Below are 25,266 nucleotides of genomic sequence, written 5' to 3' on the forward strand. Positions count from 1 at the left end.
TGAGCGCGCTGTGCTAGGGGGCAAGTGTGCACCACCCGAACCGCGAGGAGGACCCGACGACAGGCCGTGGTTCCCCGCGGCCCCGCGGGCCGCTCGCTTTGCGCCACACGGGGAGCGCGCGAGGGGCGTGCGAGGGGGCCCGGCCCGCCCGGCCGGCCTCGCGTCACTCGGCGGCGCGCAGCCGCAGGACGGTGACGAGGTGGTGCAGCCGGGTGGTTCCCCAGGACACCTCCGCGGTCAGCTCCGGCGCCAGGCGCGTGTACGGCACCTCGCCGACGCCCGCCCCGGTGACCGTCCCCTCCTCCGCCCCCTCCCGGGGCACCTCGCCGATCGCCTTCCCCGCCGTGATCCGCAGCGCCGGCGCGAGCGGTTGGGACAGGAGGGGCGTGTCGTCGTCCGGTACCACCACGACCAGCGCGGACGGCCGCTGCGGCGGCCCGGTGTAGCCGACGACGACCGCGTCCCGGGTGTCGGTGTGCCGCAGCTTCTCCCAGTGCCGGACCCCGCCCCGGTACGTGTGGTCGAGCCGTTTCACGACCAGCCCCTCGACCCCGGACGCGGGCAGGGTCTCGTACCAGGTCGCCGCCTCCTCCGGGTCGGTCGTCATCGGCACCGGCTGGAGCGGCGGCCCGAGGGGCCCGAGCACCGCGACGAGCCGCTCGCGCCGTACCGCGTACCGCTTCCCGCGCAGGTCGGTGCCGCCCTCCGCGAGCAGGTCGAAGGCGGCGTACGAGGCGGGCAGCCGGCGCGCGAGGGCGGGGGCCCGGGCGGGCGTCGCCATCGCGCGCGTCTGTACGGCGGCGAAATCGGTCCGGCCCTCGTGCCAGACCACGACCTCGCCGTCGAGCACCGTCCCGGGCGGCAGCCGCCGCGCCGCCTCCGCCAGGTCGGGGAACGCGGCGGTGACGATCCGCCCGGAACGGGCCTGGAGCAGCACCTTCTCGCCCGCGTACCGCAGGATCACCATCCGGTGCCCGTCGAACTTCGGCTCGTACGCGAGCCCGGAGCCGCGCGGCATCCGGTCCACGGGCCGGGCCAGCGCGACGCGGACGGGCGGGGTGAGACCGGCGGGGACGGTCGCCGGGTCGCCGGCGTCCTCCGGGCTCATGGCAGCCTCCCGCCCCGCCCCGCCTCGTTCAGCGGCGCGAGCAGCTCCCCGTACCGCTCCAGACGTGGCGCGATGTCGTCCATCAGGAACACCAGCGCCTCCGGATCCCGGCACTCCGCCACCTCGTCCCAGGTGACCGGCGCGGAGACGGTCGGCAGCGTCCGGGCGCGCAGCGTGTACGGCGCGGCCGTGGTCTTCGCGGCGGCGTTCTGGCTGTGGTCGACGAAGACCTTGCCGGGCCGCAGCGCCTTCGCCATCCGGTGCACGACCTGCGCCGGAGCCTCCGCCTCCGCCTCGACGGCGAGCCGGCGCGCGTACGCCGAGACCTGCTCCGACGGCGTCGGGACGATCGGTACCAACAGGTGCAGCCCCTTCGCGCCGGAGGTCTTGGCGTACGCCTCCAGGCCGTCCGCCGCCAGCCGCTCCCGCAGCCGCAGCGCGACGGCGCAGCACTGCACGACGGTGGCGGGCGGCCCGGGGTCGAGGTCGAACACGAGCCGGTCGGCGACGGCCGGGGTCTCCATCCGCCACTGGTGGGTGTGGAACTCCACGACGAGGTTCGCCGCCCAGACGAGCGACGGCAGGTCCTGGATCACCGGCTGCCGGGCCCGGGGGTCCTCGGAGCGGGGCACAGGCGCGGTCGTCACCCATGCGGGCGTGCCGGGCGGCGGGTTCTTGGTGAAGAACTGCTGGCCCTCGGGACCGTCGGGGTAGCGCAGGAAGGAGACCGGCCGGTCCCGCAGATGGGGGAGCATCGCGGCGGCCGTGGTCGCGTAGTAGTGCAGCAGCTCGCCCTTGGTGGTGCCGGTGGCGGGGTGGAGGACCTTGTCCAGATTGCTCAGGGCCAGTCGACGCCCCTCCACCTCGGTGAGAGGCGACATACGATGAGAATCCCACGAAACCGGCAGTGACCCCCGCTTATGCCGTCGAAAGGGATGAACGTGCGATCCATTTGGAACGGTGCCATCTCGTTCGGGCTGGTCAGCATCCCGATCAAGCTCGTGAACGCCACCGAGAGCAGGTCCGTGTCGTTCCGGCAGATCCACACGGAGGACGGTGGCCGGATCCGCTACCGCAAGGTCTGCGAGCTCGACGGCGAGGAGCTCACGGCGGCGGACATCGGCAAGGCGTACGAGGACGCCGACGGCTCCATGATCCCGATCACGGACGAGGATCTGGCCGCGCTGCCGCTGCCGACCGCGAAGACGATCGAGATCGTGGCGTTCGTGCCGGCCGGCGAGATCGACCCGATGCAGATGGACGCGGCGTACTACCTCTCCGCCAACGGGGTGCCGGCCGCGAAGCCGTACACGCTGCTGCGCGAGGCGCTGAAGCGCAGCGAGAAGGTCGCGGTGGCGAAGTACGCGCTGCGGGGGCGGGAGCGGCTGGGGATGCTGCGGGTGGTCGGCGACGTGATCGCCATGCACGGCCTGCTCTGGCCGGACGAGATCCGCGAACCGGAGGGCGTCGCCCCGGAGACCCCGGTGACGGTGCGGGACGCCGAGCTCGACCTGGCGGACGCGCTGATGGCGACGCTGGGCGAGGTCGACATCACCTCGCTGCACGACGACTACCGGGAGGCGGTCGAGGAGATGATCGCCGCCAAGGCGGAGGGCGGCGCGGCGGTGGCACCGTCCGCGCCGGCGGAGGAGGGCGGCGGCCGGGTCATCGACCTGATGGCGGCCCTGGAGAGCAGCGTCCGAGCGGCGAAGGAGGCCCGCGGCGAGGAGGCGGCGTCGGTCACGGACCTGTCGGCCCGCAAGCGGGCGGCGCCGGCGCGGAGCACGCCGAAGGAGACGGGCGGGAAGAAGTCCACGGCGACGGCCCGGGCGAAGAAGGCGGCCGAACCGAAGAAGTCGACGTCGACGAAGAAGACCGCGGCGAAGAAGACGACGACGGCGAAGAAGACGACGGCGAAGAAAACGGCCAAGAAGGCGACCCCGCGCAAACGAAGCGCATGAGGAGAAGGCTTGAGGTCCGGGCACGCCGGTCAAGGCGGTCCGGGCACGCCGGTCAAGGCGATCACGCCCGAGCGCGAGCGAGGAGAGGCACCGAGTGGTGAGCACGGACTGGTTACGCGTCTTCCACGCCCCCGAGACCCCCGCGGCCCGCCTCGTCTGCCTCCCCTACGCGGGTGGCTCGGCGGCCGCGTTCCGCCTCATGACGAGGGACCTCCCGCCGGAGGCCGCCGCGGACGTGGAGGTGGTCTCGGTCCAGTACCCAGGCCGCCAGGACCGCTGCGGGGAACCCCCGCTGACGACGATCGAGGCACTGGCGGAGGCGGTGGTGCGGGAGCTCGCGGCCCACGCGTCCGACGACCTCCCGGTGGTGCTGCTCGGCCACAGCATGGGCGCTCTGGTCGCCTACGAGGCGGCCCGCCGTCGGGCGCCCGCGGCCCTGGTCGTCTCGGGTTGCCGGGCCCCCTCGGTCCCGCGTCTGCCCCGCCACGAGCCACTGGACGACGACGCGATCCTGGCCCTGGTCCGCCGCCTGGACGGCCCCGGCACGAGCGCCCTGGACCACCCGGACGTCCTGAGGGACGCCCTCCCGTCCCTCAGGGCGGACTTCGACGCCGTACGGACCTACACGCACCGCCCCACCCCGCGCCTGGCCTGCCCCGTCACCGCCCTCACCGGCACCAAGGACCCCCACGTGACGGAGCGGGACGCGGCGGCCTGGCGCGAGGAGACGACGGCCCGCTTCACCCCGGTGTCGCTGGACGGCGGCCACTTCCTCCCGCACGAGAACCCGGGGGAGTACGCCACGGAGGTCGGCAAGGCGCTGACGGCGGCGCTCACCGTACGGCCGGCGACCCCACCACCTCCCGCAACGACGCGGCCATGGCTGTGACGAACCCCTCCCGCTCCCGCTCGCCCACCAGGTCGAGGGACAGATACGGATTGAGGTCCTCCAGCTCCACCAGCAGCAGCTCGCCGTCCGGAGCCCGGCAGGCGTCGACGCGCTGGATGCCGTACGGCAGGTCGTTCCAGTCCACGAACCGCTGCGCGAACTCCAGGTCCGCGGCGGTCGGCTCGTACGGCTCGAGCACCCACCGCGCCTCGGGGTGCGGCGCGTACAGGGCGTACTGGAAGCTCCGCCCGACGAAGTAGAACGACACCTCGTACGTGAACGGAATCCGCGGCTGCACGAGCATCCCGGCGGGGTCCACGCCCGCCAGCTCCTCCCGCCCCACGAACCGCAGCCCGAGCGAGTCGGCCCCGAGCACCGGCTTCACGACGTATTCGTCGGCATCCGGCAGCAGACCGAAGTCCTCGCGCCGCCCCACGCTGGGGATGACGGGATACCCCTCCCGGAAGAGCGAGAACAGGTACTCCTTCCCGCTCATGTCCCCCTTCCCGGTCAACGGATTGAACAGCCGCACCCCGGCGGAGCGCACCGCCTCCCGGAACCCCTCGTACACCTCCCGGTAGTGGATCACCGGCCCGCTGTTCCGCACCACGACCGCGTCGAACCGCCCCATGAGCGCGGCGGCGTCCCGCGGATGGCACAACGCGACGTCGAACCCCTCCCGCAACCGCCCGCTCAGCCAGATGTCCTCGTCGCAGTACCGCCGCCCGCGCGCCTCGTACCCCAGGTCGGTGACGTACAGAATCGATCCCCGGGACCCACCGCCGTTTTCGCTCATGCGGGGCATCTTGTCAGGACCGTCAAGCAGAACGCACCTGCCGGAACGCGACGCGGGCGACAACCGGCAGATGGTCGCTGCCCGTGGCCGGCAGCGTGCGGACGCCGGTGATCGTGCCGCCGCGGGACAGGATCTGGTCGATGCGGGCCAGGGGCAGGGACGCCGGCCAGCTGAAGGCGAGGCCGGTGCGGGGGCCGGTGAGGCGGTCGGTGACGGGGGAGAGGGCACGGTCGTCCAGGGTGCTGTTGAGGTCGCCGGCGAGGACGACGCGCTCCAGGGGTTCCGCCGCGAGGACCCGGCCGAGCCTGCGGGCGCTCTCGTCGCGCCACGCGGAGCGGAGGCCGCTCGCCCCGATCCGTACGGACGGCAGGTGGGCCACGTACACCGCGACGTCGCCGTGCGGCGTGGCCGCCGTCGCCCGCAGCCCGCGCCGCCAGCCCGGGTCGGAGAGTCCCGCGGGGCGGAGGTCCACCGGCCGTACGTCCCGGAGGGGGTGGCGGGACCACAGGCCGACGGAGCCGTCCACGGCGTGGTGCGGGTACGTGTCCGCCAGCGTCGCCTCGTAGACCGGCAGCGCCGCGGGTGTCAGCTCCTCCAGCGCGACGAGATCCGGACCGGCGTCCCGCAGCGCCCGTGCCGTCCCGGCGGGGTCCGCGTTCTCGTCGCTCACGTTGTGCTGCGCGACGACCAGACCGGCGCCCCGCGCGTCCGCCGCCGGCAGCAGCAGCGGCCCGAACAGCACCGCCCACACCACCGCCGGCACGAGCGCTGCGGCGAGGGCGGTCCACGAGCGGACGATTGCGGCGACGACCAGGAGTACCGGAACCGCCAGGCCCACCCACGGCAGGAACGTCTCCAGCAGGCTCCCCGCCCGCACCGCCGTCTGGGGCACGAGCCCGTGACCGGCAAGGAGGCCGGCCGCCACGACGCCCGCCCCGCACACCACTCCTGTCCTGCGCCGCACCGGCAACTCCTAGTCCCTCAGCCCCTGCAGCGCCGTCGCATGCTCGCGCGGATGGTCCTCCGCGCCGGGCAGGGCGAGGGCGGTGCGGAACTGTTCCCGGGCCTCGGTGTGGCGGCCCGCCGTGGTGTAGGCCGTGCCGAGGCGGGTGCGGATCAGCATCTGGAGCCAGGTGCTCGTGTGGCCGGTGAGGAGGCGGACGGCCTCCTGGTGGAGGGCGACGGCCCGGGGCGTGTCGCCCCGGCCCTCCTCCGCGAGGGCGTGCGAGGACAGGGTCAGCATGAGCAGGGCGACGTCCCCGGCCTCCCGGGCCAGTTCGGCCGCCCGGCGCAGCAGGTCCGTCGCCTCCGTGTGGCGGCCGAGGGCCACCTGGGCGTCGGCCGCGAAGCACAGGGCCTTGCCGATGACGCCCGGCCGGCCGGTCTTCTCCGCGTACACGAGCGCGTCGGCGTAGTGCTCCAGCGCCTGCTCGTGCCGGTCCTGCAGGCCGTGGAGGGCGCCCATGTTGCTGGCCGACACCATGGCCAGCCAGTCGTCGCCGAGCCGGGCCGCCAGCCGCGTCGCCTCGTGCAGCCGGCCGACGGCCTCGTCGACGCGGCCCAGGGGCCACCCCGCGACACCGAGGCCGGCGATCGCCCGGGCCCGGTCCCGCGGGTCGCCCTGACCGCTCGCGAGCCGCAGCGCGTCGGTGAACCAGGCGCGCGCCTGCTCGAACCGCCCCTGATGCACGGCGGCCATGCCCAGATAGTTGCGCAGCGAGGGCGCCATCCGGCCGTCCGTGGCCGTGTCCGCGCAGCCGAGCGCCAGCTCCAGGGCCGTCCGGCACTCGTGGTGGCGGCCCTGCCGGAGCAGGTGGTCGGACAGGCCCTCGGCGATCCAGCAGGCGTGGTCGTGCATCCCGGCGGCGGCCGCGTACGCCACGACGTCGACCAGGCCCGCGCCCGCGGCGTTCAGCCACGCCTCCGCGTCCTTCCAGTCGGCGAAGGGCGACGCGGCGGCGTCGACGTCCGGGCCGGTCGGGAAACCGTCCGGGCCCCACTCGGCGGAGATCCGGCCCGCGGCCGTGTACAGCTCGAGGACGGCGGCGCGGTCCGCGGCGGCCTGTTCGGGCGCCGCCGCCGCGAGTTGGCCGGCGTGGACCCGGACGAGATCGTGCAGCCGGTAGCGGCCGGGCTCCGGCTGCCGGAGCAGGCTCGCGTCGACCAGCTGCTCCAGGAGATGCTCGGCGTGGCCGCGGGAGCAGCCGAGCATCGCGGCCGGGGTCAGTCCGTCGAACTCTGCCGTCGGGGACAGCCCCGTCGCCCGGAAGCAGCGCTGCAGGTCGGCGGTGAGCTGGTCGTACGACTGCCGGAAGGCGGCCTCCACGCTGCGGTCCCCGGCGCTCAGTTCACGCAGACTGCTCTCGTCGTGCGACATCCGGCCCACCAGGTGGGCCGTCGTCCAGGATGCGCGGTGCTGCAGCCGGGCCCCGGCGATCCGCAGCGCCAGCGGCAGTCCGCCGCAGCGCCGGGCGAGTTCCCGGGCGGCCTCGGGCTCGCGGTCCGCGCGCTCCGGGCCGAGGAGCTGCCGCAGCAGGCCGACCGCGGAGTCCGGCCCGAGGGGCTCCACCGTGAGCCGTACGTCGGCGTCGAGGCCGGCCAGATGGCGGCGGCTCGCCACCATGAGGGTGCTGCCCGGACCCGCGGGCAGCAGGGGGCGGACCTCCGCCGTGCCGGGGGCGTCGTCCACGACCACGAGCAGCCGCAGCGCGCTGGTGGCCGCGCGCCAGGCGGCGACCAGCTCGTCCAGCTCGTCCGGCAGGTCGTCGTCGGATCCGGTGAGCGCGCGCAGCAGCCGGTAGAGGGCCCGCCGCGGGCCGACGGCCCCGTGGGCGGCCGCGTGCGCGTGCAGGTCGATGAACAGGCAGCCGTCCGGGTACCGCTCGTGGAGCTGCCAGGCCGCGCGCACCACCAGCGCGCTCTTGCCGACGCCCGCCGTGCCGTCCACGGTCACGACCGACACGGCGTCCGCGGGGACGTGGGAGGTGAGCACGGCGAGTTCCCGCTCGCGGCCGACGAGGCGGGTGGTGTCGCCGGGCAGGTCGATGCGCGGGCGGGGGGCGTCGGCGGCGGGCGGGTCCGCGGGCGCGCTATCGGCCACCGCACGAGGGCCGGTACGGGGGCTCGTACGGGAAGGGCTCGTACTCGTACTCGCAGGGGACAGGCTCGTACTCGTACTCGCAGGGGACAGGCTCGTACTCGTACTCGCAGGGGACGGGCTCGTACGGGACGGCGCCGCGCCGAGCAGCAGCGCGGTGTCCTGGCGCAGCACGCCCCGGTGCACGCGCTGCAGTTCCTCCCCCGGCTCCACGCCCAGCTCGTCGACGAGACGGGCCCGGGTCCGCTGGAAGACGGCGAGCGCCTCGGCCTGGCGCCCGCTGGCGTACAGCGCCCGCATGTGCAGTGCGGCGAACGCCTCGTCGTCGGGCTGAGCCCCGGCTGTCGCGAGGCCGTCGAGGGCGTCGGTGTACCGGCCCAGGCCGATCAGGGCCTCCGTCCGCTGCCGGTGCAACGTGCGCCGCTGCTGGGCCAGTCGGTGCCGCTCGGCGGCGGCGAGCGGTCCGGGCAGGCCGGACAGCGGCTCACCGCGGAACAGGGCCAGGCCCCGGTCGCAGACGTCCGGAAGCCGGGCGAGGTCTCCGTCGGCCGGCAGGCGCCGGGCCTCGGCGGCGAGCCCGGCCAACTCACCGACGTCCGTCCACGCCGTGCCGTCGAGGAAGCGGTACCCGGAACGCTCGCCCCGGATCACGGACGCGGCGGGTCGGGTGCCGTCCGCGTCGAGGGCCTTGCGCAAGGCGTACACGTAACTCGGCAGCACCCGGCGCCCCGTCCCCGGAGGCTGGTCCCCCCAGACATCACGCAGCAGCTGCTCGTGCGAGACCACGGTCCCCGCCCGCAGCAGGAGCGCGGCGAGCAGCGCCTGGCGCCGTACGGGGCCGAGGTCGAGGGGCTCGGTGTCGCGGCGGCCCCGTGCCGGCCCGAGCAGGTCGATGTGAAGCCCCCGCGCCTCACCGGCCATTCCCCATGCCCCCGCATCATCGAGATTTCATCGCCCTTGCAGAGCATCGCGGTTCAGTGTGTCAGTCGCGCCCGGCCCCGTGCCGTCCAGGTTCTCGGGTGCGACCGAAACGTCATGCCCGTACGAAGGGAAACCCCACCATGACCGACCAGCGGAACCGCACCGCCGTCCCCCGGCCGAACGGCCGCCGCGGACGCTGGGAGCGCTACCGGGTCACCCACCCGTTCTCCCCGAAGGACCTCGCCGGGCTCTGGGGCGCGCTCATCGGCGTCGTCGCGCTGGCCGTCCTGCTCGGCTGGGCGCTCGACATGAAGGGCGGCGTCGTGATCGTCCTGGCGATGCCCTTCATCGTCTCGTGGTTCGAGAACCGCCGCACCGCCTTCCAGTTCGACGCGGCAGGCGTCCGCTTCGGACAGGTGCTGCTGCCGTGGACGGACATCACGGAGTTCGTCGTGGCGACACCCCCCGACGAGAGCAAGGCCCTGATAGGCGCCCGCCTCCACCCCGGAGCCCAGGTACCCGCCGGCACGGGCACACCGCACCACCCCGCCATGCCGGCGCCGGTCCACATCGCCGTGCAGCGCGAGAAGTTCAGCCTGCAGAAGATGGTCACCAAGGCCCGCACGTACGCGCCCCCGCACATCCGCATCATGGTCGCCGACCCGTCCGGCGAACGCCCCGCCACCTGAGCGGGCACACGCCGGACAGGCCCTACGCGAGCCCGGCCCCGAGGCGGCGCGTGCCCGCGCAAAGCGCGGGCAATGGGTCTGGAGGTCCTGCTGGGGGCGATACGCGAAATGCATCGACGGACGGGACGAGAGTGAGCGTCAACCGCAAGGGTCCTCAGCCCGCTGGGTTGGGGGCTTCGTCGCATCTCGGCCGAGTGCGGAGGGCCGGTGGTTGCCGACTGCACCTGCCGCGTCGTGTTTCGCCTCAATGATGGACACCTGCCTCAGGTGTTCCGTCCGGTTTCGCTCTACGCCTGGACGGACGCGCTGGCGACCCTCACCGTATGGGGGTTTTGGAGGAGAGGCCGCGTCGTCTGCCGAGCGGGAAGTCCCGCTGCCCGTACTGCGGACTGCTGCAAGATCGGGTGGCGACGCTTGAGCAGGACTGGGTGCTGCTGGAGCCCGACATGAATCCACTGGCCCACACGGTGCCGGCGGAGTACCGGTGGATCGAGCTGTCCGACGGACGGGTGACGGTCTATGGGGTGTGTCCGCCGGATCAGTCCCAGCGGTGTCGTATCGAGCACCGTCTCGGTTGCCCGGAACAGCCTCTGCCGGACCTGTGGCCGTGGTTGACCATTCTGCGAAGGGAGAACGCCCGGCAGACAGAACGCCAGAGCAAACCGGAGCCGCCTCTGCCTCCCGAGCGATGGCCGGACGCCGGCTGACGCCCCTGCGGAAACATCGGGTACAAACGCGAAGACCCCGGCCTCAGCGTTTCCACCGGTGACGGAGTCTTAGGAGGGAAAAGGCGAGCCATCTCGTGCAGGCGGTGCCCGTACTCAGGGTCGTCCGCTTCACTGAGTACAGGTACCACCCGGTCCAAGCGGACGATGCAGCGAAGCAGACCGCTTCGACCACGCGCTTCGAGCTCGCCGCCGTTCTCGGTCCAGATAAAAAATCAGGCTCTCCACTTCGCGACCCACGGCGGGGCTCCTCTATCACGCTTGATGCGAGAGTTTGCCGTGCCCGCAGAATTCTCTGGGGCAAGGGGCGTCGGGTTGGTGGGGTGTCGACACGTATGCCGTACATCCGCAACTCATGCACGAGGTGGGGCCATCATCGATGCCCACTTCCTTCAGCCTCGCACGGGCCTCCTGTTGGGTCGTCCGGAGGTGCTCCTCGGCCTTGCCGAGGGCGGCAGCGTTCTCCTTGTACGCGCGCTTTTGGGCGTCCGTCAGGTCATTTTCTCTTGCCATCGCTCTGCTCCTTGCCTGGGAGGCGGGCGCCGATTCGGTATTCATCCTCGGCGGATAGGCAGCTTGGATTGAGAGGTGCCCCCGGTTGTTCACTCCGAAGGGCTCCGGAACCGAGATGGCAGAGCGGTCCCGTGCGGCGTGCGAAGAGGTGTGGGACCACCGGCCCCTGGCCCGTTGGGCGATCCGGCTGAGTGGGCGCCTTCCCACGCGGGGCTGCTGCTTCGGCGTGACGGTGGCCGGGCGGTCCGAAGCCGTGGAGGTGTCCCGCGGGGCTCCCTCGCCACTCACTCGCGATCAGTGACACACAACGACGAAGACCCGGACTCAGTCCCACTGAGTCCGGGTCTTCGTGTTTGGCACATCTGCTGGTCAGCGGCAAGATCACGCTGTTCCGGCTTCTGTGCCCCCGGCAGGATTCGAACCTGCGCACACGGCTCCGGAGGCCCCGTGCGCTGCCACCGTTGTACCTGATCAGAGGGCTGCGACTTCGGGCCTAGAGGTGCGCCGTCCACGTGTGGTCCGCGAACCGAAGCTCGGACCAGCCACGCCGACATTCCTCACTGCGGCATGCGTGACGCCAGGGTGGAGACGCCGAACTACTTCTTGCCCGGGCATTTAGCTGCAGGGGAGAGGTTTACCACTGACGATAGCGGTACCTTGGCGACCACGCCCTTCTCACCTACGACCACCAAATTTCCGCCCTGTTTCTTCGCTGACGTCCCACAGTACGTGCCCCCAACTTCGTCAGTGACAAGTATTGTGGGCGGTTGATCGGTGGCCTGTGGCGCGTACGCCATGATTCCTAGGGCTACTAGGTAGAATGGCACAACGAGGACTGCAAGGTAGCGACTCCATTTCAACCGTCCGCTGGCGGTCCTGGTTGCTTTTCCGGTAGCTTCCTCGAATCGCGGGCCGCTGACTACGATTTCAACAGGTTGCCCCTGAGCGGCCATCGCCGCCAGAATAACGCTGATGATCGCAACTAGAAGTGCGATGCCTGCAAATGATCCGACCAAGATCTTGTGCGGCCATAGATCCCTCAGCGCTGCCAGATCTGAAGCGCCGCGTACAACGGTCAGGGTAGTGAGTAGTCCGGTGATTACCAGGATTGTGGCCCCCCAGCGCTCTGCTGAGCGCTGGATGTCTGGGAGGCCATTGAAACGCGCTTCTCCGGCCATCTTCGCCCAACGAAGATCATCTGGAGTGGCCGGATTTGGCGATGGCAGAAACTCAAGTTGCTCGACGGGGACGTCACTTAGATCGAGATCGTGATCTAGTTTCCGGGATCCGCTCATGCCTGGGCCTTCCTAATGAGGAAACGAGTCATGGCGCCACAGCCGACCTCTCCCTCAGGGCGCCCTTCATGGTCGTGGGTGCATGAGCAATAGACGGTGTGTTCTTGAGGATTCGCGGTCAAGGAGCCGTTGGCAGACTGGCCGGTGACATAAGATCCCGGAGTTACAAGCACCGGCTTCAAAGGGAGACTGCAGGAAAACTCGTGGCCGCATCGGGGGCATGGCCCGCTTAGGGTCAAAACTCCTTTGGTTGACGTCTTCTTAAAGTCGGACCCTCTGATAGCCGTCGACAACTCAGAAGAATCTACCTGCGAGTAAGCAACGCTACCTTCGGTCATCAAGGCAACTCCCCCGGGCGAAGTTATTTGTCCCAAATCTCAGACGCCGAACCATGTAGAGCCGGCCAAGTGTTGGGTATGGTAGCGCTGGGCAGGTGTCTCTAGGGGCATCTTTGCCAGGCTTCGGGAGGAGTGAAGTGGCTGTCAGCGACCAGGCTGAGACTCTGTGGATACAGCAGGAGGAGCCCCTCAACCATGCCGTTCGATCGGGTGCCTTCAGCGAGCCCCGTCCCACAGGAAACCTCGCTGGGCGACTGGAGCGGGCCGCTGCGGCCCGTGGGCGGCGTAGGCCTGTGACCGTCAACAGCCTGGCAGCAGTTCCAGTGAGCGACGAGGACGTACCGCTGGTCACGGTGAGTGAACCCGTGGTCTCGATTCATGATCTGGTGCTGCCTCCAGCCACTGTTGACGCCCTCAGGGAGATCCTCAACGAGCATCGCCATGCCAGCCGACTGGCCGCATATGGGTTGCGCCCTCGAAGTAAGTTGCTGCTCGCTGGCCCAAGTGGCACTGGCAAGACCAAAACGGCTGAGGCATTGGCCTATGCCCTTGGAGTGCCCCTGGTTAAGGTGCGGCTTTCGGCGGTAATTTCTTCCTACCTGGGGCAGACAGCACGCCACCTAGAAAGAATCTTGTCGTATGCCGAGAGTGACCAGTGGGTAGTTAGTTTTGATGAAATCGACATGTTCGCTGGCGAGCGCGAAAACTCGGATCATGGAGAAATGCGACGGGTTTCGACCGTTCTGCTCCAGCAGCTTGAGGATTTCAAATCAGATAATCTCGTGATCGCTACTACAAATCACGGCACCTCGCTAGACTCCGCCATGTGGCGGCGATTCGATGAGGTTCTGACCTATCGGAACCCTACGCAAGCGCAGATTGCTGCGCTATTGGAACTCAAGCTCCGTAAATTCAACTATAAAGTGAACAGGGAGCAAGTCTCGCGCGCTCTTGCGGGAATGAGTCATGCCGAGGTCGAGTCAGTATGCCTGGACGCCATGCGGAAGTCAGTTCTTGCTGGAGCGAAAAGCATTTCTACCGCCGATCTGGTGGATAGTGCTGCGGCTCGCAAGAGAAGGTACAAGGAGGCAGGGAAATCTCAGGCTTAATTCCGCTTCCGATGTTCGAATCTGCAGCGCTTCCTCATATTGAGATAGATCGAACTGCCGTGGAGGGTGCCAGGCGAAAGGTCGCCGGGCGCGGTGCGGTACGCCAGTTCAGTGACCGAGAGAAGCATGGTGGAGATATTCACGAGAATATCGACTTCATCTTCGATGAGATCGAGAATTCAGAGCCAGCTCTCGGGATTGACCCTCGTCTCATTCTTGTAGTTGAGATTGGCACGCAAACGGTCGGTCCGTCGGAGGAGCCTGAATGGCATCGGTCGGGCCTTCGTATCATCGAAGCTCGAGAATCGAGCAGGGTCGTTGCCTTTAGCGACGACCCGCAGATGACGGAATTTGTGAGGCGGCTCGATCTGTACTCACAGGGGCCGCAAAAGGGTCAGAAATCCGCCTCCTATGAAGGATTCTTCGACAATATCGTCAGCGTGCGTCGTTACGGAAGGCAGGACAGGCTCGGAGTCGCGCTGGCTTCCGCGCTCGCCTCCTCAGACGAGGATGACAGTCTCACGGTGGATGTCGAGGTTTGGCACCCAGGTGAGCAGCAGAAAGCCGATGGCTGGATGTCTTTGATTGGCGCGGCGCTCCGTCGCCACGGTGCGGACGTCCACGACTCATTCTCGAGTGCGGCGGCAGGCGTATCGATAATGCGAGTAACTGCAGCCCTTGCGGTCATATCCAAGCTATTGAACACTGACTTGGTCGCTAAGGTTGAAACGCTTCCTGCTGGGCAGGACGGACATCTGAGTCCCAGCGACGTCAGCCTTGAACAACTCTCCGGACTTCCTCTGCCGGCAGCCGACGCCCCCGTCGTGGGAATCATTGACAGCGGGATCCAAGCCGAGCACCCTCTCGTGCGTGGCTGCGTTACTGAGGCCGCTGCAGTCAACAGCTTTCATAACGACGGCGCTGACCGAAACGGTCACGGCACAGCAGTTGCCAGCATCCTGCTCCGGGGGCCAATTGAAGAGCATTTGGCATCAGGGGAGTGGACGGATCCACCGTGCCGCATCCTGTCAGTGCGTGTTCTTGATGGGGAAAATAAGATCCCATTCAACCGGCTTCCGCAGTCGGAAATCACTGAGGCCGTCGCCTACCTCGCCGCTCGCGGGGTAAAGGTAATCAACCTCAGCCTTGGAGATGAGAACTCGACAGTCAGTGGCGACCGGGCACCAGTGCTTGCAGCCGTCCTGGACAGTTTGGCGAAGAAGTTCGGCGTCGTATTCGTTGTCCCTACGGGAACGATGGCGCCGGCGATGTACTCTGGAAGGATAGGGCCCGAATTCCGCGAAGACTACCCCCAGCGCATGCTGGAGAGCCCGGACGTAGGACTCATCGACCCCGCCCCTTCGGCGATCGCCATCACCGTCGGAGGCGCTGTTCCGGCGCTTCGCTCGGCTGAGCTGGGAACTCACGCCATCGGTAAGCCCGGATGGCCTTCACCGTTCTCGCGGATTGGTCCGGGTATCAATGGAGCGATCAAGCCGGAAGTCAGCGCCCCGGCGGGTACGCTCGGACTTTCCATTGATAAGAACATTCTGCAGCAGAGCGACGCCTTTCGGCTTGCAGTGGCCGATGGGCGCCCTGATGGGTCGGCTCTCGTAGCTTATGACGTCGGTACAAGCCTTGCCGCTCCGAGAGTGGCGCGGGCTTGCGCTATCGTGCAGGAAGCGTATCCAGAGGCCTCGGCGAACCTAATCAGATCTCTGGTCCTGCAGTCGGTCACTGAGCGTGTGTCGCCACTGCAAGACGTCAAGGGTCTGACCAAAGGTGTTCGCGAAGCAAATACTCTCTGGCTGGGAGGGTATGGTGAAGTCTCTGAGCAGCGTAGTGTCCTGAGCGGCGACCGAGATACAGTACTCTTCGCTGAGGAAGCAATTGCGCTGGATTCAGTGCACCTGTACACGATCCCTGTGCCCGATGCATTCTTTATTTCGCGGCGTGCGAGGCGGGGTATCACGGTTTCTCTGTGTTATGACCCCCCTGTCAGGGCGCGAAGGATGGATTATCTGGGCTCTCATATGCAGTGGGAGTTGCTGCGGGGTGTTTCTCCCGAGGCGACCATTGATCTGCTGTTGGCCGAAGAAAAAGACGTACGGAGGGCCAGGCGAGAAGCGGGTACCCGTTTGGACACTCTGTCAGATCTTTCGGATCAGCAGAAGCTCGCCTTGCGGCCGAGCCGTATGGCTAGATCTGCTGGTGCCAATCAGGTAGGGCGGATCGAGTGGAAGTCGGCTCTAAAGCGGTTCAATGAGAACTCCTCGGAGCTTGTTCTAGCTGTACAGAATATAAACCGCTGGGACTTCGCAGCTAATCGGCAGCCTTATGCAGTCGCTATCCGGTTTTGGGTTAGCGAAGAACTGCCCCCGATCTACGCAGACTTGCGCGCGAAGGTTCGGACCATGAAGGCCCAGGCGAGCGTACGAGCCCAGGTGCGTGGCTAACGTGATTCATGTGGCGGTGTGAGCTCGACACACTCGACGAGAACAACCCGGGTCTCCCTAACGCCGCGCTTGGGAGACCCCTCAGAGCACTACGAGGCTCCAGGGAATCAGGCTGGATCTGGGAACCGCCATGTCTCGATGTCTGGCGACTCAACGAGTCTGCACGTGTGCGCCGTTGCGCTCAGCCATCCCCCCAACTCCCATCCCGTCTGCCGTCGACCCACACGTACGTGGAGCGGGCGCGGTGCCGGGCGTCCAGGTGGAGCGCGCCACTGTACGAACGACCTGGACGCCCGGTGCCGTGTCTGCTCGGCTCTGGCTGGGTCGACGGCAGGCGGGATGGGAGTCCCCACCTCAACCCTCCACCGTCGGCACCCGCGTACGGGCTCCCGCCATCCCGGAGCCTGAGGCCCCCGCCGGAGGCATGTCGGTGGCGGATGGCAACCGCGGCGCCGGTTGGGGATCGACTCATGCCCTTGGGCCTGTCCCGTCTTGCAGGGGCGGGCGTCGGCGCAGCGCGCGCGGAGCGGGCCGAAGGCAGGAGCGTCGCGCGGAGCGGAGCCGGGAAGCCCGCCCGGCGGAGCGGTAGCGCAGCCGGGTGCTTGATGAGGTAGAGAAACCTGTAACAGCTCGCTGCTAGAAGCGGGCGAAGATCACCGTGGCATCGTCATGGCCCTTGGAGCGGGGCGATCGCTTCCGGTCGGGGTCGCTCAGCTCCGCTTGGCGGACCTTGCTGATGAGTGAGGCTGTGCCGTGGTGCTCCAGGACGTCGAGGAAGTCTGCCCAGTCGCCAAGCCCGAAGGTGTCTACGTACCGGGCCGAGCCGTCGGTGAGGAGCGCTGCTCGTTTCAGGTGGTCGATCGGGGTGCTGCCCGTCAGGGCCTCGGCCGCGGCTTCAGGATCGGCAGCGGCTACCCAGAATCCGCCTTGCCGGTTGCGCAGTGCCCGCTCTTCCTCGACCAACGCGGTGTGCACCGCTCGTTCTTCAGGTGACCCCGGCTCGGCCGCGCGCAAGGCGGCTCGTTTCTCGCTGGCCACCGCCTTCAAGCGTTGATCAGAGACGACCGAGGGCTCTTGCCCGTCGTCGAGGACGAGAGTGCCGTCTCCCAGTACCAGCCATTCGGCTTGCTCGTTCCGGACCCGGAGCATCGCGACCATCGCTGACGGCGAGAACGGGCTGTCCACCTTGCAGGTGTCCCGATGGAGATCCGCTGTCTGCTCGATGGCGGTCGCCATGCAGTGAGCCAAGTCCCGCTGGCTCTCGGTGGCTTCTCTGTGCAGCGAGTTGCCCAGCCGCTGGACGTACCAAGGCACGCCGTGGACACAGCCGGTGGGCAGATCCTTCGGCATGCCGGCACCGTCCAGCACCACGACACACTCGGCGCTGCCGATGGCGAAGTCTTCGTTGGGTCCGCCAGGGCGAGGAGTGCTGGACAGGGCGAAATCCACGTCAGTTCACCTCGTGCAGAAGCAGCTCGCTGATCGCGCGGCTGTCAGCGATCGTCTTAGCCCCCGGCTCGTAGTCGCAGCCGATGACCATGGAGAACTCGGCCGTTCCGGCCTGCTGGTACAGGTCGGCCAGGTGCTCCGTGAGGAAGTGCGCGACTCCCAGAGAGCCGACCGCGTGCACACCAGCGATCAGCAGGAACGTGCCCTGCCCGTCGGGCCTCGGAAGCCGGCCCAAGTACGCGACATCCGACGACGCGGGGCTGTCGGGGTCATCGCTCGGAGACGTGTACGTCTGCCCGCTGTCCCGCTCGATCAAGGCCCAACGACCGTCCGGCAGAGTCTCGAATGAGAGACGGGGGTCGGCCTGGAGGGCGGCCGCGGTGACAGGGGAGGTCTTGGGGCCGCAGACCACGATGAGATCGTCGCGGTTCAGGTCGATCTCGCCCGACGTCGGGATGTACCCCAGGTCTCCTTCGAGCTGGAGCTGATGAGCCAAGGCCAAGAGCTTCTGGCCCGTGGAGCTGTCTTCGAGCGCCACGTACTCCCGCTCGCCCGGCCGCATGGGCACGAGTACCTGAACGGCTCCGGTCCCGATGAACGCTCGCTCCGGCGGGGGGCCGGCGTCACGCAGCTGCGCGACTCGCGCCCGGCTGACTCCCATCAGCTTCGCCACGTCGGCCATCGAGTGCCCGTGGTCGCGAAGCCAAGCGATGCTTTCCTTGCGCATTCGTGAGGTCTCCACGACGGCGGCTTGGAGCTCCCCCATCAGGTCCACAGCGGCTTTCACGCGGAGCGCGTGATCTTGCATGGCGGCGACGCGTCGCACCTCTTCAATCACGGCGAACACCTCGCGGGACCGGACGGAGAACTGTCTTCATACCCAGCATGCTAAGGGGGGCTTGACACCTCGCACCAGTCGCGTGCATCTTGGGGTGGTAACCCCCCCTTAACGGAGTGGGGGTTTCACACCTGGGGTGTTAAGCCCCCCTTACCGGGAGAGTGGACATGCCGTCCTTCAAGATCGACCTTTCGACCGCAGTCGTCTTCGTCGCCACCGCTCCGACGCCCAAGCTCGTCAGCAAGCAGACCGGGGAGCGCGCCATGGACCGGGAGACCGGTGCCGGGCTGTCCACGGTGGGCCTCCTCATCTCCGACGAGGGTGAGGGCAACCTCTACCAGGTGACCGTCCCGGAGACCGGGCTCCCCGAGGGCCTGGCACCCGGAACGCCCGTCTCGGTGATCGGCCTCAAGGCGCGGGACTGGGAGAACACGTTCAACGGCCAGACCCGTCACGGCATCTCGTTCCGCGCCGTCGCCGTGACGCCGATGGGGGCCTGACCGTGGCTGACCTGTCGCTGCTCTGGGAGGTCGGACTCCCCATGGCCGGTGCGGGCGGTCTCGGCCTCGCGAAGGTCCGCGCTCCGCGCGTGTTCTGGTCGCTGGTTGGACTGCCGGTCACGCAGATGCGGTTCACGATGACGTACCGCTCCACGATGGACGTGTGCGGGCTGACGGTACAGCCGTCCCGCCTGAGGGCGTTCATGGTCCGCACGGTCGCCCGCCGCAGTGACGTCCAGCCCGTGCCGCCGAAGATCCGTCGCGTACGGGGTTCCTCGACCGGGATGCGGGTCACGCTCCGCCTCCCTGCCGGGCTGGAGCCCGCTGACGTGGTCGCCGCCTCCGAGCGTCTGCGGCACGCCTGGGGCGTCCACTCGGTCAACGTGGTGGAGATCAAGCCGGGATTCGTCGAGCTGCGTATGACGGGCTACGACGTGCTGCGGCGGGTGAAGTTGCCTCGTCGCGTCCCCACCGGGCCGATGACGGTCCCCGTGGCTCTGCGGGAGGACGGGACCGCGTTCGTCCGGGACTACCTGAAGGTGCCGCACGCGCTGACGCTCGGTGCCAACCAGTCGGGCAAGTCCATGTATCAGCGCAACTTGATCGCCGGACTCGCACGGCTCCCGGTCGCCCTGGTGGGGATCGACTGCAAGCGGGGCGTCGAGCAGCGGGGATACGCGCCGCGACTCTCGGCGCTGGCCGTCACGCCCGAGGAAGCAGCCGGGGTCCTGGACGCGCTCGTGGGCGAGATGGAGGACCGCTTCGACCTGCTCAGCGAGCACGGAGCCTCCGACATCTGGGCACTGCCCGAGGACATTCGCCCTGTGCCCATCGTGGTCCTGGTGGACGAGGTCGCGGAGCTCTTCCTCGTCGCGGGCAAGAAGGACGAGGAACGCCGGGACCGGATGGTCACCCAGATGATCCGACTCGGGCAGATGGCCCGCGCGGCCGGCATGTATCTGGAGGTCTGCGGCCAGCGGTTCGGAGCCGACCTCGGCAAGGGCGCGACCACCCTTCGCGCCCAGCTCACCGGCCGCGTCGTGCACCGCGTCAACGACAAGCAGACCGCCGACATGGGCCTGGGCGACATCGCCCCGGACGCCGTGGTGGCCGTGACGACGATCCCGCCCGACCGGCCCGGTGTCGCGGTGGCCGGCGACTCGTCCGGCGGCTGGTCCCGCATACGAACACCCGAGTTGAGCGCGGCCAAGGCCGCTGGAATCTGCGCCGAGCACGCACACCTCACCCCGGACATTCCCCGGCTCGCGCCGTACCGGCCGGCGGTGCCCGCCCCGGTCACGGACGCCGAGCCCGTCCCGCTGGTCAAGCCGATCCCGACGACGGACCAGTGACGTCCCCGCCCGAAAGAAGGTGACCACGTGTTCCGCACCTTCCGCCTCGACGCCGTGCTCGTCCAGGCCGTCATCGCCGGTGCCCTGTCCTTCGCCCACCTGCACGACCTGGCTGCCGCAGCGGGGCAGGACGGCTGGAAGGCGTGGGCCTATCCGGTGAGCGTCGACCTGCTGTTGGTCGCCGCCTGGCGCCGCATGCGTACGGACTCGGGAAACCGTGACGCGTGGCTGTGGTTCGCCATCGCCCTCACGGCGTCGCTCGGTGCCAACGTCGCCACCGCCGGACTGCTCGACATGCAGCACGTCCCGGACTGGCTGCGCATCCTCGTCGCCGGATGGCCGGCCCTGGCCTTCCTCGGCGGCACGCTCCTCGCCCACGCACCCGCTCCGGTGCCGAAGGCGGAGCCCGTGCAGGAGGAGGAGCCCGACGTCGTACCCACGCAGGCCGTGACGGTCGAGCGCACTCCGGAACCGGCGCCCGAGCTGCCGCCTGCTGAGCCCGAGCCGCAGGACACCCAGCCGGAGCCTGCCTCATCCGTACCCGCCGTGCCCGTCCCGCCGGCGCTGCTCGATCACGCCCGCAAGCTCGCGGAAGCCCACCGCGCTCAGACCGGGACCCCCATCGACGCGGCGACCCTCCGAAGCCGCCTCGGTGTCCCCGCCGCCCTGGCGGACTCGATCGCAGTCCAACTCGCCTGAGACGAAAGGAGACCGAACGATGCGCCCGAACCGCTTCTACAACGTCGCCCGCTTCGGCCCGGTACAGGTCGGCACCCACCGCGACGGCCGGGGCCGCACCAAGCACACCGCCGTGTGCACCGCGCCCGGCTGCGACTTCTCCGCCGACTACCTCACTCGTGCCGCCGCCGAGCTGGCCGCCCGTACCCACCGCTGCAAGGCCTGAGAGGAGAACGCCCGTGTTCACCCCGAAGTACCCGGCACCCGACACCTACACCCCGGTCCACCACACGGTCCCGAACCAGTCGGCCGCCCCCGTGCCCACCACCCCGGCACCGGCACCGGTCGCCCCGGCACGCTCGACGATCCAGCTCACCCCCGGCAGCGCGCTCGCCCTCGCGGCCGGTGGCGGGGCCGTGGTCCTGGTCGTCGGCGCGGTCCTCGTCTCGCTGCTCCTGGCGGTCGCGATCGCCGGTGTGTCCGTCGCCGTGGTGGCGGTGGTGCTGCGCCTGCTCGTCACGGACATGCAGAAGGGCCGGTGACCACCGTGGACACGTACACGATGGCAGCCGCGGGCTTACCGGCCCTGGGCTGGGCCCTGCATGGCAGCCTGCTCCTGCGCCGCCTGTCCAACGCCCGCCGTGACCCCTTGACCGGCCTGCACACCCGCGCCGGTTGGACCGCCCGCGCCGATCACCTCCTGGCGAAGCACGCGAATGCGCTCGTGCTCCTGGTCGACCTGGACGACTTCAAGGCCGTCAACGACACCCACGGCCACGCCGCCGGCGACACCGTCCTCACCGCGACTGCCCGCCGCCTGTCCGGCTGGTGCGGACGCCACGGCATCGCCGCCCGCCTCGGCGGCGACGAGTTCGCGGCCATCATCACCGACCCCGCCCACACCGCCGGCCTCCAGGCGCTGCGGGCCGCGCTGGACGAACCGGTCACGCATCACGGGATCGCGCTGCCGGTCTCGGCATCGGTCGGCCACTGCCACCGCGACGAACTGCAGGTCCCCGTCCTGACCGACGCACTGTCCGCCGCCGACGTCTCGATGTACGCGGCCAAGGGCCACGGCAGGCGCAACTCACGCTGAGCGGCCCCCGGAGCGGCCTCGGTCGCCAAACTTCCGCCGCCCCGGGCGCCTGAACCCCTCCAGATCCAACGGACCCGAAAGGGACAGCCCATGATGCCCGAGACCAACCCGCCCCGGCGCGTCTGCCGCGACTGCGACGGCTTCGCCACCGTCACGATCACCACGGGCCTTCAGGCCGCCGACGGCACCCGAGACACCGTCCGCGTCCACTGCCCGACCTGCCGGGGCCTCGGTCACACCACCGCCGTGGCCTTCGCCCGGATGGGGAAGTGACCGCATTGACCGACGCCGCCACCCTGGCGGGCCTGGACCCGGCCACCCTGAGCGACCTGCTCCGGGTGGCCGGGGCCCCCGGCTTCGACCGCCTCACCGAACAGATCCGCCGTACGGGAGGATGCGCCGCCCCCATCCGGCTCGCCGGCGGAACCAAGCTCCTCGACCCGAGCACGCGGACCGTGCTCCACGCGTACAGCACCGAGGGCGAGCCCGGCGGCGTCCTGCGGGTCGCCTGCGGAAACCGCCGTGCCTCGCGCTGCCCCTCCTGCGCATGGACGTACGCCGGAGACACCTATCACCTCATTCGCGCCGGACTCGTCGGTGACCCGGACAAGGGCACCCCGCACACGATCCGCGACCACCCCCGCGTCTTCGCCACCCTCACCGCGCCCTCCTTCGGAGCGGTTCACAACCGTCCCGGCACCCGGCCCTGCCGCTGCGGCGTCCACCACCAGGAGGACGCGCCCGAACTCGGCACCCCGCTCGACCCGGCTGCGTACGACTACGCGGCGGCGGTGCTCTGGAACAACCACGCCTCCGAGCTGTGGCGGTACTTCACGATCTACCTGCGGCGGGAGATCGCTCGTCGCGCCGGGCTGACGCAGAAAGCGGCTCGGGAACAGTCACGCGTCTCGTTCGGCAAGGTCGCCGAGTACCAGAAGCGCGGAGCGGTGCACTTCCACGCCGTGTTCCGCTTCGACGGACCGGACGGCCCCGACACCCCGCCTCCGGCGTGGGCCACCCTCGATCTGCTCACCGACGCCATCCGCGCCGCTGCCGCCCGCGTCGCCATCGAGGTGCCGCCGGCCGGTGACCAACCGGCCCGCTCCCTGCGCTGGGGCACGCAGCTCGACGTACGCCCCGTCAAGGCGTTTGGCGACGGCTCCGAGATCACGGAACTCGCGGTTGCCTCGTACGTGGCCAAGTACGCCACCAAAGCCGCCGAGACGACCGGCGCCACGGATGCCCCAGTCCACTGCCGCACCTGCCAGGGATCCGGCCGCTCCCCGCGCTACGACCGCCCCGGCTCGGCACTCGCCCGCTGCGTCGACTGCCAGGGCACCGGACTGGGCGAAGACCTGGCCCGCCTGGAGATCCCCCAGCACGCCCGACATCTGATGGCCGCATGCGTGCACCTCCAACCGCTCTACCCGGACCGACACCTTGCTCGGTGGGCGCACATGCTCGGCTTCCGCGGCCACTTCTCCACCAAGTCCCGCCAGTACTCCACCACCCTCGGCGCACTCCGCCAGGTCCGCGCCGACTACCGCGCCGCCCAGCAACGCACCGCCCTCGGCCTGCCCGACCCTGACGAGCACCCGGAGGCCACCGTCCTCGTCGTCGCCCACTGGGCGTACGCCGGCCACGGCTCCACGCCCGGCGAGTCCTGGCTCGCTGCCAACGTCCGCCGGGAGCTCCAGCACAACCGCGAAATCGCACGAGAACTCCGCGCCGAACTCGACCTGGAAGGAGCGCTGACATGAAGGACGAACTCATGACCACGCGGCAGATCCTTGCCGAGCTGGGAGGAGTCTCGCGGCGCACGTTCTACCGCTGGCGGGAGCTGGGGCAGGGGCCGGCCGCGTTCAAACTGCCCAACGGGGAGCTTCGTGTGTGGCGAAGCGACTTCGACACGTGGCTCCGGCAGTTGGAGGCGGCTGCGTGAAGTCGCTCGACGTGAAGGTTTGGAGTGTCCGAAAGCGCGACACCAAAACACCTTCATACGGCGTTCGCTGGTCTGTTGCTGGCCGCGCTTTCTCGGACTCTTTCCGCACCAAGGCGCTTGCTGATCACTACCGAACGAAGCTCATGCGAGCGATGCGGGATGGGGAAGAGTTCGATACGGAATCTGGACTCCCCGCCTCGATGGAGGAGAAAAAGTCGGCTGCTTCCTGGTACGACTTTGCCCTCAAGTACCTTGCGATGAAGTGGCCTCACGCTGCCCCCAACACGCGTGACGGCATCAACGAATCTCTCACCAGCGTGACGATGGAACTCCTTGGCGACCGCCCCGGGCGTCCGGCCGACGAGTCGATCCGTCGAGCGTTGCGGAACTGGGCTTTCGTGCTTCCCGGACCTGCTGAGCGAGAGGTGCCAGACGACGTAAGCAACGTCCTTCATTGGGTTGCCAAGGCGTCCCGGCCGCTCGCTGATCTCGCAGAACCCGCGACGGCTCGTGCAGTGCTCGACTCGCTGAAACTCAAGCTCGACGGCACGGCGGCAGCCGCAGAAACCGTGCGGCGTAAGCGTCGGACCCTGGTAAATGCAGCGAACTATGCAGTGGACTTGGGGGAGCTGCGGGAAAACCCGATCACGGCCGTTCGCTGGCAGAAGCCGAAGGTATCCAACCAGGTCGACCCTCGCGTGGTCGCCAACCCCGAGCAGGCACGCAATCTCCTGGCGGCCGTCTCCTACGTCGGCGGGTACCGGCGTGCCCGTGGCCGTCGGCTCGTCGGCCTCTTCGCGGCGATGTACTTCGGTGGCCTTCGTCCAGCCGAAGCCGTCGGTCTGGTCGAGACGGACCTCGTGCTGCCCGAGCACGGCTGGGGCTCAGCACTTCTTCATCGGACTCGCCCGTCAGCCGGCAAGCAGTGGACCGACTCGGGGGAGACCCACGACGACCGCGGGCTGAAGAACCGACCGACCGAGGACGTCCGGCGGGTGCCCATCCCGCCGCACCTCGTCGCCATGCTCCGCGAGCACCTGGCCACCTTCGGCACGGCGGACGACGGGCGGCTGTTCTTCAGTGAGAAGGGCGCGGTCGTCCCGTCCTCGACCTACTACCGCGTGTGGCAGGAAGCCCGGCTCCTCGCGCTTCCGCCGGCGGTCGCGGCCTCGCCCCTCGCGAGTCGGCCGTACGACCTTCGGCACTCGGCGCTATCGACGTGGCTCAACGCGGGCGTCGACCCGACTGAGGTGGCAGAGCGTGCCGGCAACAGCGTCGAGGTCCTGTTGACCCGGTACGCCAAGTGCCTCGACGGGCGCCAGGACGTCGCCAACCGGCGCATCGAGGACCTGCTCCGCGAGTACGAGTGACGGCACCTGAACCGTTCAAGGCCCCTGGGCATTGCGCCTGGGGGCCTTGTCGTTGTGCCGTCTCCACCTGGGGCATTGCCTCAACGTCCCGTCCACGGCTCGTCCACAGACCTCGACATACGGCGGCTCAGGGCGGCACACGCC

General features: G+C 69.2%; 24 protein-coding genes. 16 read left to right on the top strand and 8 right to left on the bottom strand.

What is annotated here, in order from left to right:
• Nucleotides 1-163: 163 nt before the first annotated feature.
• A complete protein-coding gene (locus ABZO31_RS22795) occupies nt 164-1,108 on the bottom strand; it encodes an ATP-dependent DNA ligase (protein ID WP_406863117.1) in 945 nt (314 codons plus the stop codon).
• Entirely contained in the window at nt 1,105-1,989 is an 885-nt protein-coding gene (gene ligD, locus ABZO31_RS22800; RefSeq protein ID WP_406863118.1) for a non-homologous end-joining DNA ligase, read from the bottom strand. The genes ABZO31_RS22795 and ligD overlap by 4 nt, the downstream gene beginning before the upstream one ends.
• Before the next feature lie 60 nt (nt 1,990-2,049).
• On the opposite strand from ligD, the gene ABZO31_RS22805 reads away from it, so the two are divergent.
• Both ABZO31_RS22805 and ABZO31_RS22810 read left to right on the top strand, forming a co-directional pair.
• Nucleotides 2,050-3,069, top strand: a complete 1,020-nt coding sequence (locus ABZO31_RS22805; protein WP_406863119.1) for a Ku protein — start codon at nt 2,050-2,052, stop codon at nt 3,067-3,069.
• Between the two features lie 94 nt (nt 3,070-3,163).
• A complete protein-coding gene (locus ABZO31_RS22810) occupies nt 3,164-3,958 on the top strand; it encodes a thioesterase II family protein (RefSeq protein WP_406863120.1) in 795 nt (264 codons plus the stop codon).
• Here the strand turns inward: ABZO31_RS22810 and ABZO31_RS22815 are convergent.
• From ABZO31_RS22815 to ABZO31_RS22825, 3 genes are read right to left on the bottom strand one after another with little or no spacing between them, the layout of a single operon-like run.
• On the bottom strand, nt 3,903-4,754 hold the full coding sequence (locus tag ABZO31_RS22815) for a hypothetical protein (RefSeq protein ID WP_406863121.1): 852 nt from the start codon (nt 4,752-4,754) through the stop codon (nt 3,903-3,905). The genes ABZO31_RS22810 and ABZO31_RS22815 overlap by 56 nt on opposite strands.
• Before the next feature lie 22 nt (nt 4,755-4,776).
• On the bottom strand, nt 4,777-5,724 hold the full coding sequence (locus ABZO31_RS22820; RefSeq protein ID WP_406863122.1) for an endonuclease/exonuclease/phosphatase family protein: 948 nt from the start codon (nt 5,722-5,724) through the stop codon (nt 4,777-4,779).
• 3 nt (nt 5,725-5,727) lie between these two features.
• Nucleotides 5,728-8,772: an AfsR/SARP family transcriptional regulator gene (locus ABZO31_RS22825; protein ID WP_406863123.1), complete on the bottom strand. Its 3,045-nt coding sequence runs from the start codon at nt 8,770-8,772 to the stop codon at nt 5,728-5,730.
• A 140-nt stretch (nt 8,773-8,912) separates the two neighbouring features.
• On the opposite strand from ABZO31_RS22825, the gene ABZO31_RS22830 reads away from it, so the two are divergent.
• Nucleotides 8,913-9,461: a hypothetical protein gene (locus ABZO31_RS22830; RefSeq protein WP_406863124.1), complete on the top strand. Its 549-nt coding sequence runs from the start codon at nt 8,913-8,915 to the stop codon at nt 9,459-9,461.
• Between the two features lie 323 nt (nt 9,462-9,784).
• The gene (locus tag ABZO31_RS22835) at nt 9,785-10,168 is read left to right on the top strand and encodes a DUF6083 domain-containing protein (protein WP_406863125.1); all 384 of its coding nucleotides are present in this window, start codon (nt 9,785-9,787) and stop codon (nt 10,166-10,168) included.
• 1,127 nt (nt 10,169-11,295) lie between these two features.
• On the opposite strand, the gene ABZO31_RS22840 is transcribed toward ABZO31_RS22835, so the two are convergent.
• Nucleotides 11,296-11,994, bottom strand: coding sequence for a hypothetical protein (locus ABZO31_RS22840; protein WP_406863126.1), 699 nt, complete (start codon nt 11,992-11,994; stop codon nt 11,296-11,298).
• Between the two features lie 631 nt (nt 11,995-12,625).
• On the opposite strand from ABZO31_RS22840, the gene ABZO31_RS22845 reads away from it, so the two are divergent.
• Entirely contained in the window at nt 12,626-13,441 is an 816-nt protein-coding gene (locus ABZO31_RS22845; protein WP_406863127.1) for an AAA family ATPase, read from the top strand.
• Between the two features lie 11 nt (nt 13,442-13,452).
• Nucleotides 13,453-15,897: a S8 family peptidase gene (locus ABZO31_RS22850; RefSeq protein ID WP_406863128.1), complete on the top strand. Its 2,445-nt coding sequence runs from the start codon at nt 13,453-13,455 to the stop codon at nt 15,895-15,897.
• 636 nt (nt 15,898-16,533) lie between these two features.
• Here ABZO31_RS22850 and ABZO31_RS22855 read toward each other — a convergent pair.
• On the bottom strand, nt 16,534-17,346 hold the full coding sequence (locus tag ABZO31_RS22855; protein WP_406863129.1) for a protein phosphatase 2C domain-containing protein: 813 nt from the start codon (nt 17,344-17,346) through the stop codon (nt 16,534-16,536).
• A gap of 1 nt (nt 17,347) precedes the next feature.
• Nucleotides 17,348-18,184: a sigma-70 family RNA polymerase sigma factor gene (locus ABZO31_RS22860; RefSeq protein ID WP_406863130.1), complete on the bottom strand. Its 837-nt coding sequence runs from the start codon at nt 18,182-18,184 to the stop codon at nt 17,348-17,350.
• Nucleotides 18,185-18,351: 167 nt separating this feature from the next.
• On the opposite strand from ABZO31_RS22860, the gene ABZO31_RS22865 reads away from it, so the two are divergent.
• The 10 genes from ABZO31_RS22865 (at nt 18,352) to ABZO31_RS22910 (ending at nt 25,122) form a co-directional block, all read left to right on the top strand.
• Nucleotides 18,352-18,684, top strand: coding sequence for a hypothetical protein (locus ABZO31_RS22865; protein ID WP_365346116.1), 333 nt, complete (start codon nt 18,352-18,354; stop codon nt 18,682-18,684).
• 2 nt (nt 18,685-18,686) lie between these two features.
• A complete protein-coding gene (locus ABZO31_RS22870) occupies nt 18,687-20,036 on the top strand; it encodes an FtsK/SpoIIIE domain-containing protein (RefSeq protein ID WP_406863131.1) in 1,350 nt (449 codons plus the stop codon).
• Nucleotides 20,037-20,063: 27 nt separating this feature from the next.
• Nucleotides 20,064-20,735, top strand: coding sequence for a DUF2637 domain-containing protein (locus ABZO31_RS22875; protein WP_406863132.1), 672 nt, complete (start codon nt 20,064-20,066; stop codon nt 20,733-20,735).
• Nucleotides 20,736-20,754: 19 nt separating this feature from the next.
• The gene (locus ABZO31_RS22880; protein ID WP_365346112.1) at nt 20,755-20,940 is read left to right on the top strand and encodes a mobile element transfer protein; all 186 of its coding nucleotides are present in this window, start codon (nt 20,755-20,757) and stop codon (nt 20,938-20,940) included.
• 13 nt (nt 20,941-20,953) lie between these two features.
• Nucleotides 20,954-21,256: a hypothetical protein gene (locus ABZO31_RS22885; RefSeq protein WP_365346110.1), complete on the top strand. Its 303-nt coding sequence runs from the start codon at nt 20,954-20,956 to the stop codon at nt 21,254-21,256.
• A gap of 5 nt (nt 21,257-21,261) precedes the next feature.
• On the top strand, nt 21,262-21,810 hold the full coding sequence (locus tag ABZO31_RS22890) for a GGDEF domain-containing protein (protein ID WP_406865440.1): 549 nt from the start codon (nt 21,262-21,264) through the stop codon (nt 21,808-21,810).
• Nucleotides 21,811-21,900: 90 nt separating this feature from the next.
• Nucleotides 21,901-22,083, top strand: a complete 183-nt coding sequence (locus ABZO31_RS22895; protein WP_406863133.1) for a hypothetical protein — start codon at nt 21,901-21,903, stop codon at nt 22,081-22,083.
• A gap of 5 nt (nt 22,084-22,088) precedes the next feature.
• A complete protein-coding gene (locus ABZO31_RS22900; protein ID WP_406865442.1) occupies nt 22,089-23,570 on the top strand; it encodes a replication initiator in 1,482 nt (493 codons plus the stop codon).
• Nucleotides 23,567-23,752, top strand: a complete 186-nt coding sequence (locus ABZO31_RS22905; RefSeq protein ID WP_406863134.1) for a helix-turn-helix transcriptional regulator — start codon at nt 23,567-23,569, stop codon at nt 23,750-23,752. The genes ABZO31_RS22900 and ABZO31_RS22905 overlap by 4 nt, the downstream gene beginning before the upstream one ends.
• Nucleotides 23,749-25,122, top strand: a complete 1,374-nt coding sequence (locus tag ABZO31_RS22910) for a tyrosine-type recombinase/integrase (protein ID WP_406863135.1) — start codon at nt 23,749-23,751, stop codon at nt 25,120-25,122. Before ABZO31_RS22905 ends, ABZO31_RS22910 begins: the two co-directional genes overlap by 4 nt.
• Nucleotides 25,123-25,266 lie beyond the last annotated feature (144 nt).

This window comes from Streptomyces solicamelliae, from assembly GCF_045348655.1.
GTDB lineage: Bacteria > Actinomycetota > Actinomycetes > Streptomycetales > Streptomycetaceae > Streptomyces > Streptomyces solicamelliae.